Consider the following 7,117-nt stretch of genomic DNA (forward strand, 5'->3'; position numbering starts at 1 on the left):
CGGCGCCGCAAGCAGTGCTGCGACCGGTGGTGCGAGCAGCGGCGTACCCGCGAACGCCACCTCGGGCAACGTAGCCACCAGCGCGCCGGCCACCGGCCGCGTGGTGCGCTTCGGCAATGCCGCGGTCTATCGCAACCTGATTCCTTCGCCGATGCTCGAAGCGCAGGCCACCGCCGAGTTCAACGAGATCGTCCGTGGCGCCGCGCACTCGAACCGCCTCTACGCCGAAAGCGATCCGCACGTGCAGCGCGTGCGTGCATTCGTCGATCGGCTCGCACCTTACGCGGTGAAGTGGAGCGATCGCGTCAAGAGCTGGAAGTGGGAGGTCGCGGTGGTCCGCTCGACCGATATTCGCATGTACTGCCTGCCGGGCGGCAAGATCGTCGTGTACGGCGGCATGCTCGACCGCGTGAAGCTCAACGACAACGAATTCGGCATGCTGCTCGGCCACGAGATCGCGCATGCGGTGCGTGAGCACGTGCGCGAGCGCCTGGGCGAGCAGGAGGAAGCGCAGATCGAGTCGGGCAGCGTGCCGCAACTCTTCGGCCTCGCGGATCTCGGCGTGTTTCCGCTCGGCATCGGCTCGCAGCTCGTGGAAATGCACTACGGCCGCGCCGACGAAACCGAGGCCGACGTGATCGGCAGCGACATCGCCGCGCGCGCGGGCTTCGACCCGCGCGCTGCCCTCACGCTCTGGGACAAGCTCGCGGTCGCGACGCGCGCGGATCGCGACCAGGGCTTCATCTACGTGCACCCGTATTCGGCCGCGCGGCGCGCCGACATCGCCAAGCGCCTCGCCGACATGTTGCCGCTCTACGCGAAGGCGATCGGCAAGCCGCTCGCTTCGCTGCCCGACTACGAAGGCATCCCGGTGTCGCAGCGGCGCAAGCTGGCCGGCCCCTGAGCCGGGCGAGCCGGGCTCAGGGCGCGCCGCCGCGCGCGCTCAACCCTTCATCTTGTAGTCGTAGTCGATGGTCAGCGGCGCGTGATCGCTGAACTTGATGTCCTTGAAGATCGACGTGCGCTTCGCCTTGTGCGCGATGCCGGGCGTCGCGATCTGATAGTCGATACGCCAGCCCACGTTCTTCGCGTACGCCTGGCCGCGGTTGCTCCACCACGTGTACTGCTCGGGGCGCGGGTCGAGCGTGCGGAACACGTCTACGTAACCCACGCCGTCGAAGAGCTTCGTGAGCCACGCGCGCTCTTCGGGCAGGCAGCCGGAGTTCTTCTGGTTGCCCTTCCAGTTCTTGATGTCGATTTCCTTGTGGACGATGTTCACGTCGCCGCACACGATCACTTCGCGCTCGCGCTTCAGTTCCTCGAGATGCGGCATGAATTCGTCCATGAAGCGGTACTTCGCGGCCTGGCGCTCGTCGCCGCTCGAACCCGAAGGTACGTACACCGAAATTACGGAGAGCTTGCCGTAGCGCGTTTCCACGTAGCGCCCTTCGGGGTCGAACTCGGCGCTGCCGAATCCGATGATGACGTCGTCGGGCTCGTGGCGCGTGTAGACGCCCGCGCCGCTATAGCCCTTCTTCACCGCGTGCTGGAAATAGCCCGTGAAGTCGTGCGGCGCGAGGAATTCGGGCGTCATGTCGTCCTGCGAGCATTTGATTTCCTGCACGCAGAGCACGTCGGCCTTCTGTTCTCCGAACCATTCGAAAAAGCCCTTCTTCGCCGCCGAGCGGATGCCGTTGAGATTCGCGGTGATCACACGCAACATGTCTTCTTTTCCTCTTGATTTGCGTTGCCTCGCGCCGCGGCGCCTGACGGCACTTCACGGCGCGAGGAGGTACGGTCGGTCTTACTCGATCTTCAGACCCTTGAGCTCGGCCTTGGCCGGCGGATATTCGAGCTTCAGGTTTTCCATCAGCCGCAGCAGCAGTTCGGCCACCATCAGGTTGCGGTGCGTCTTCGAATCGGCGGGAATCACGTACCACGGCGCGTATTCGGTCGATGTAGCCGCGAGCGCGTCGCGATAGGCGCTCTGATACGCGTCCCATTGCCTGCGCGCATCGAGATCCGATACGTCGAACTTCCAGTGCCTGGTGGGATCGTCGATGCGCGCCTGGATGCGGTTCTTCTGCTCGTCCTTCGAGATGTGCAGCATGCACTTGATGACCGTCGTGCCGCTTTCGGCGAGCAGCGACTCGAATTCGCGGATCTGCCGGTAGCGGCGCTCGCACTCGGCCGGGTCGATCTGCCCCGTCACGCGCGGCACGAGCACGTCTTCGTAGTGGCTGCGATTGAAGATGGCCAGCTCGCCCGCCCCGGGCACCTGCATGTGCACGCGCCAGAGAAAGTCGTGCGACGCCTCGATGGGTGTGGGCGCGCGAAACGCCACGATGCGCAAGCCGAGCGGATCGACTTCGTGAAACACCCCGCGTATCGTGCCGTCCTTGCCGCTCGTGTCCATGCCCTGCAGCACGAGCAGCACGCGGTGGTGGCGCTGCGCATGCAGACGCTCCTGCAGCACGTCGAGCTTGTTGCCGATCTCGGAGAGACGATCGCGGTCGCCGTCCTTGCTGCCGGCCGTGAACGGTTTCGCCGCGGGGTCGATCGTATCGAGCGAGAACTTTTCCGCCTTCTTGTCGCTGAAATACGGCACGCGGTAATCGTCGAGACTCGGGGTCTTTGCCATGCGCTGCGCTCCTCCTTTCATGGATACGACTGCTTCAACGGCGGTGAAGCCGGCAAGCGGCCGCCAAGCGCCGAAAGCGGCGAGGCGGCGCCTGAAGCGACGAAGCGGCGCCGCACTGCCACGCACGACGCCGCCTCGCAAGCATGCCCGAACAAAGCGGGATCAGCCCAGTTTCTTCTTCAGCAGTTCGTTGACTTGCTGCGGGTTCGCCTTGCCCTTCGTGGCCTTCATCGCCTGGCCGATCAGCGCGTTGAACGCCTTTTCCTTGCCCGCGCGGAATTCCTCGACCGACTTCTGGTTCGCGGCGAGCACCTCGTCGATGATCGCTTCGAGCGCGCCGGTGTCGGAGATCTGCTTGAGGCCCTTCGACTCGATGAGGCGGTCAGCGGCGGCTTCGTCGGTCGCCTTCTCGTCCCACATCGCCTGGAACACTTCCTTGGCGATCTTGTTCGAGATCGTACCGTCGGCGATGCGTGCGAGCAGCAGCGCGAGCTGCGCAGCCGAGACCGGCGAAGCGTCGATTTCGAGCCCTTCGCGGTTCAGCTGCGACGAGACTTCGCCCATCAGCCAGTTCGCGGCGGCCTTCGCCTGGGCCCCGCCCGCCTTCGCCACGACCGCTTCGAAGTATGCAGCCATCGCCTTCGAGGACGTGAGCCCGTTCGCGTCGTACGGCGTCACGCCATACTGCTCGACAAAGCGCTTTTGCATCGTCTCGGGCAGTTCGGGCATTTCGCCCTTCACACGCTCGACCCATGCTGCTTCGATCACGAGCGGCATCAGGTCGGGGTCGGGGAAGTAGCGGTAGTCGTGCGCGTCTTCCTTGCTGCGCATCGAGCGCGTCTCGCGCTTGTCCGGGTCGTAGAGGCGCGTTTCCTGCACGACGGTGCCGCCGTCCTCGATCAGCTCGATCTGGCGGCGCACTTCGTACTGGATCGCTTCTTCGAGGAAGCGGAACGAGTTCAGGTTCTTGATCTCGGCGCGCGTGCCGAATTCCTTCTGGCCGACCGGACGCACCGAAACGTTCGCGTCGCAGCGGAACGACCCTTCTTGCATGTTGCCGTCGCAGATGCCGAGCCACACGACGAGCGTATGCAGCGCCTTCGCGTACGCGACCGCTTCCGCCGCGCTGCGCATTTCAGGCTCGGTGACGATTTCGAGCAAGGGCGTGCCCGCGCGGTTCAGGTCGATGCCCGTCATGCCCGCGAAGTCTTCGTGCAGCGACTTGCCCGCATCTTCTTCGAGGTGCGCGCGCGTGAGGTTGACGGTTTTCTCGTACGCTTCCTTGCCGGCCTTCTCGTTGGCCGGAACCTGGATCGTGATCTGACCGCCCTGCACGACCGGAATCTCGTACTGGCTGATCTGATAGCCCTTCGGCAGATCGGGGTAGAAGTAATTCTTGCGCGCGAAGATGCTGCGCGGCGCGATCGTCGCGTTGATGGCGAGGCCGAACTGGATTGCGCGCTCAACGGCGCCGCGATTCATCACCGGCAGCACGCCCGGCAGCGCGAGATCGACGGGGCAGGCCTGCGTGTTGGGCGCGGCGCCGAACTGCGTCGATGCGCCCGAGAAGATCTTCGACGCCGTCGACAATTGCGCGTGCGTCTCGAGACCGATAACGACTTCCCATTGTGCTGCCATGCTCACACTCCTGCCGGCGCCTTGCGATGCCAGTCGGTCGCGCGCTGGAAGGCGTCAGCGACCTGCAGCATGCGGGCCTCGTTGAAATAGTTGCCGACGATCTGCAGACCGACGGGTCGCTGCGCGTTCGCTCCCGCGCCGAAGCCGCACGGCACGCTCATGCCGGGCAGGCCCGCGAGGCTCGTGGACAGCGTGTAGATGTCCGCGAGGTACATCTGCAGCGGGTCGTCGCCCTTCGCGCCGATGTCCCAGGCCACGCTCGGTGCGACCGGCCCCATGATGACGTCGCACTTCTCGAACGCATGCTGGAAGTCCTGCGCGATGATGCGGCGGATCTTCTGCGCCTGCAGGTAGTACGCGTCGTAGTAGCCGTGCGAGAGCACATACGTGCCCACCAGAATGCGGCGCTTCACCTCGGGGCCGAAGCCCTCGGCGCGCGACTTCTTGTACATGTCGAGCAGGTCGCGGTATTCGGCCGCGCGGTGGCCGTAGCGCACGCCGTCGAAGCGCGAGAGGTTCGACGAGGCTTCCGCCGGAGCGATCACGTAGTACACGGGAATCGAGAGCTCCGTCTTCGGCAGCGTGACCTCCACGAGCGTCGCGCCGAGCGACTCGTACACCTTGAGCGCGGCGTCGATGGCCGCGCGCACTTCGTCGGCGAGTCCCTCGCCGAAGTACTCTTTCGGCAGACCGATGCGCAGGCCCGCGAGCGGCTTGTCGGCGGAGGCGTCCGCACTCCAGCTCTGACCGAGAAAGCGCGTGTAGTCCTCGTGCTCGTGCGTGAGGCTCGTCGAGTCGCGCTCGTCGAAGCCGCCCATGGCGTTGAGCAGCAGCGCGCAATCGGTGGCGTTCTGCGCGAACGGGCCGCCCTGGTCGAGCGACGAGGCAAACGCGATCATGCCGTAGCGCGACACGCGGCCGTACGTGGGCTTGATGCCGGTCACGCCCGAGAACGACGCCGGCTGGCGAATCGAGCCGCCGGTGTCGGTGCCGGTGGCCGCGGGCGCGAGGCGCGCGGCCACGGCCGCGGCCGAGCCGCCCGACGAGCCGCCCGGCACGGCCTTCTTGTCCCACGGGTTCTTCACGGCGCCGAAGTGCGAGTTCTCGTTGGACGAGCCCATCGCGAATTCGTCCATGTTGGTCTTGCCGAGGCAGACCATGCCCGCGCGTTCGAGCCGCTCGACGACGGTCGCGTCGAACGGGCTCACGTAGTTCTCGAGCATCTTCGAGCCGGCGGTCGAGCGCCAGCCGCGCGTGACGAACACGTCCTTGTGCGCGAGCGGAATGCCCGCGAGCGGGCCTGCGTGGCCCGAGTGCAGAAGCGCGTCGGCGGCCTTCGCCTGGGCGAGCGTCAAATCGGGATTGACGTCGACGAAAGCGTTCAGATCTCGATGTGCCTCGATGCGGCCCAGAAAGTGCTGGGCCAGTTCGACTGCGGAGCACTCCTTGGCAGCCAGCGCGGCGCGCAGTTCGGTCAAGCTTTTGTCATGCATTGCGTGATTCCTGGAAGAACGTCACGGCGTGGTCGAAATCGATTCGCCGTTCCGAAAGCGCGGGGCCGATTTGCTCAAACCCGTGGCCAGACCCGGGGGTCAAACCAATGGCCGAACCTGAGGGGCCGCGCCCGGAAAACTCGGGAGTCCGTGCCTTTTCGAACTGTTCCGACGACTCGAAGGATTTCGAAAATGGCGAAAAAATGCTACGCGCTTACTCAATCACGCGCGGTACGAGGTAAAGTCCGTCCTGTACCGCCGGCGCGGGGCGTTGCAGCGCGCCGCGATCCACGATTTCGGTCACGGCGTCCTCGCGCAGGCGCAGCGCGACATCCTCGATCTGCTCGATTGGGTGCGCGAGCGGTGCGATGCCGGTCGTGTCGACGGCCTGCATCTGCTCGACGAGGCCGAAGAAGTCATTCAGGCGTTCGAGCGTATTGCCGGCTTCGGCGTCGGCCAGTTCGAGGCGCGCGAGATGCGCGATGCGCTTCACATCGTTCAGGGTCAGAGCCATGCGGTCACCGGAAAAAGAAGCTGCGGCAGTATGGAAAATCGGTGCTGCAACAGCGGTTTATTGCGCCGGATCCGCCTCTGGAGGAAAGCTTCGATGAGGTCAAAAACAGACCTCCGGATCCTGCAAAACAGGCAAAATTATAAGGTATCATTACGCGTTCGACCCAAACCCGGACCGCCTTGCACCCGCCTTTCAGTTCTGTACGCAGCACGTTGCGGCCAGACGGCGCGAGAGCCAGGCTGCCTCCGGTGACCATCCCCGCAGTCTCAGGCCCCTCGTGGCGCCCCTTGCGACGCCTCCGCAGTGCTCTCGAGGTGCTTGAGGTGTTCACGGGGCGGCGCGTCGCGCCCCCTGAAGCTGTTAATTTTTCCGCTGCCGCCCTCGCCCCAGAAGCTCGAAGGTCGGCCACAAGCGAGACAGGATTTTTGAATGTTCGGTTTTCTGCGTAGCTACTTCTCCAACGACCTGGCGATCGACCTCGGCACCGCCAACACCCTGATCTACATGCGCGGCAAGGGCATCGTCCTCGACGAACCCTCAGTGGTTTCCATCCGCCAGGAAGGCGGCCCGAACGGCAAGAAGACGATCCAGGCGGTCGGCAAGGAGGCCAAGCAAATGCTCGGCAAGGTGCCGGGCAACATCGAAGCCATCCGCCCGATGAAGGACGGCGTGATCGCCGACTTCACCGTGACCGAGCAGATGATCAAGCAGTTCATCAAGACGGCGCACGAGTCGCGCATGTTCTCGCCGTCGCCGCGCATCATCATCTGCGTGCCGTGCGGCTCGACCCAGGTCGAGCGCCGCGCGATCAAGGAAGCCGCGCACGGCGCG

7 protein-coding genes are annotated in these 7,117 nt (G+C 65.0%); 2 read left to right on the forward strand and 5 right to left on the reverse strand.

The window, feature by feature from the left end; genetic code table 11:
- Positions 1 to 904 (forward strand): M48 family metallopeptidase (locus tag VMJ11_RS13205; RefSeq protein WP_325619849.1); only part of this gene is annotated, 904 nt, incomplete at its 5' end.
- A gap of 39 nt (positions 905 to 943) precedes the next feature.
- Here the strand turns inward: VMJ11_RS13205 and VMJ11_RS13210 are convergent.
- The 5 genes from VMJ11_RS13210 to gatC form a co-directional block, all read right to left on the reverse strand.
- Positions 944 to 1,723 (reverse strand): exodeoxyribonuclease III, encoded by a 780-nt coding sequence (locus VMJ11_RS13210; RefSeq protein WP_325619850.1) that lies wholly within the window; start codon positions 1,721 to 1,723, stop codon positions 944 to 946.
- Between the two features lie 81 nt (positions 1,724 to 1,804).
- Positions 1,805 to 2,641 carry a PPK2 family polyphosphate kinase gene (locus tag VMJ11_RS13215; RefSeq protein ID WP_325619851.1) on the reverse strand — a complete coding sequence of 279 codons (837 nt, stop codon included), beginning with the start codon at positions 2,639 to 2,641 and terminating at the stop codon, positions 1,805 to 1,807.
- A 162-nt stretch (positions 2,642 to 2,803) separates the two neighbouring features.
- Entirely contained in the window at positions 2,804 to 4,279 is a 1,476-nt protein-coding gene (gatB, locus tag VMJ11_RS13220) for an Asp-tRNA(Asn)/Glu-tRNA(Gln) amidotransferase subunit GatB (protein WP_325619852.1), read from the reverse strand.
- A 2-nt stretch (positions 4,280 to 4,281) separates the two neighbouring features.
- Positions 4,282 to 5,772 carry an Asp-tRNA(Asn)/Glu-tRNA(Gln) amidotransferase subunit GatA gene (gene gatA / locus VMJ11_RS13225; RefSeq protein ID WP_325619853.1) on the reverse strand — a complete coding sequence of 497 codons (1,491 nt, stop codon included), beginning with the start codon at positions 5,770 to 5,772 and terminating at the stop codon, positions 4,282 to 4,284.
- Between the two features lie 214 nt (positions 5,773 to 5,986).
- Positions 5,987 to 6,286, reverse strand: a complete 300-nt coding sequence (gene gatC, locus VMJ11_RS13230) for an Asp-tRNA(Asn)/Glu-tRNA(Gln) amidotransferase subunit GatC (protein ID WP_325619854.1) — start codon at positions 6,284 to 6,286, stop codon at positions 5,987 to 5,989.
- A gap of 429 nt (positions 6,287 to 6,715) precedes the next feature.
- Between gatC and VMJ11_RS13235 the strand changes: the two genes are divergently transcribed.
- A partial coding sequence (locus tag VMJ11_RS13235; RefSeq protein ID WP_325619855.1) for a rod shape-determining protein occupies positions 6,716 to 7,117 on the forward strand: 402 nt, incomplete at its 3' end.

This window comes from Paraburkholderia sp., from assembly GCF_035501035.1.
In the GTDB taxonomy this organism is placed as follows: domain Bacteria; phylum Pseudomonadota; class Gammaproteobacteria; order Burkholderiales; family Burkholderiaceae; genus Paraburkholderia.

What these genes read in the sequence shown, in the direction of transcription:
- VMJ11_RS13210 (WP_325619850.1), bottom strand. Translation starts at nt 1,723, where the DNA reads ATGTTGCGTGTGATCACCGCGAATCTCAACGGCATCCGCTCGGCGGCG.
- VMJ11_RS13215 (WP_325619851.1), bottom strand. Translation starts at nt 2,641, where the DNA reads ATGGCAAAGACCCCGAGTCTCGACGATTACCGCGTGCCGTATTTCAGC.
- gatB (WP_325619852.1), bottom strand. Translation starts at nt 4,279, where the DNA reads ATGGCAGCACAATGGGAAGTCGTTATCGGTCTCGAGACGCACGCGCAA.
- gatA (WP_325619853.1), bottom strand. Translation starts at nt 5,772, where the DNA reads ATGCATGACAAAAGCTTGACCGAACTGCGCGCCGCGCTGGCTGCCAAG.
- gatC (WP_325619854.1), bottom strand. Translation starts at nt 6,286, where the DNA reads ATGGCTCTGACCCTGAACGATGTGAAGCGCATCGCGCATCTCGCGCGC.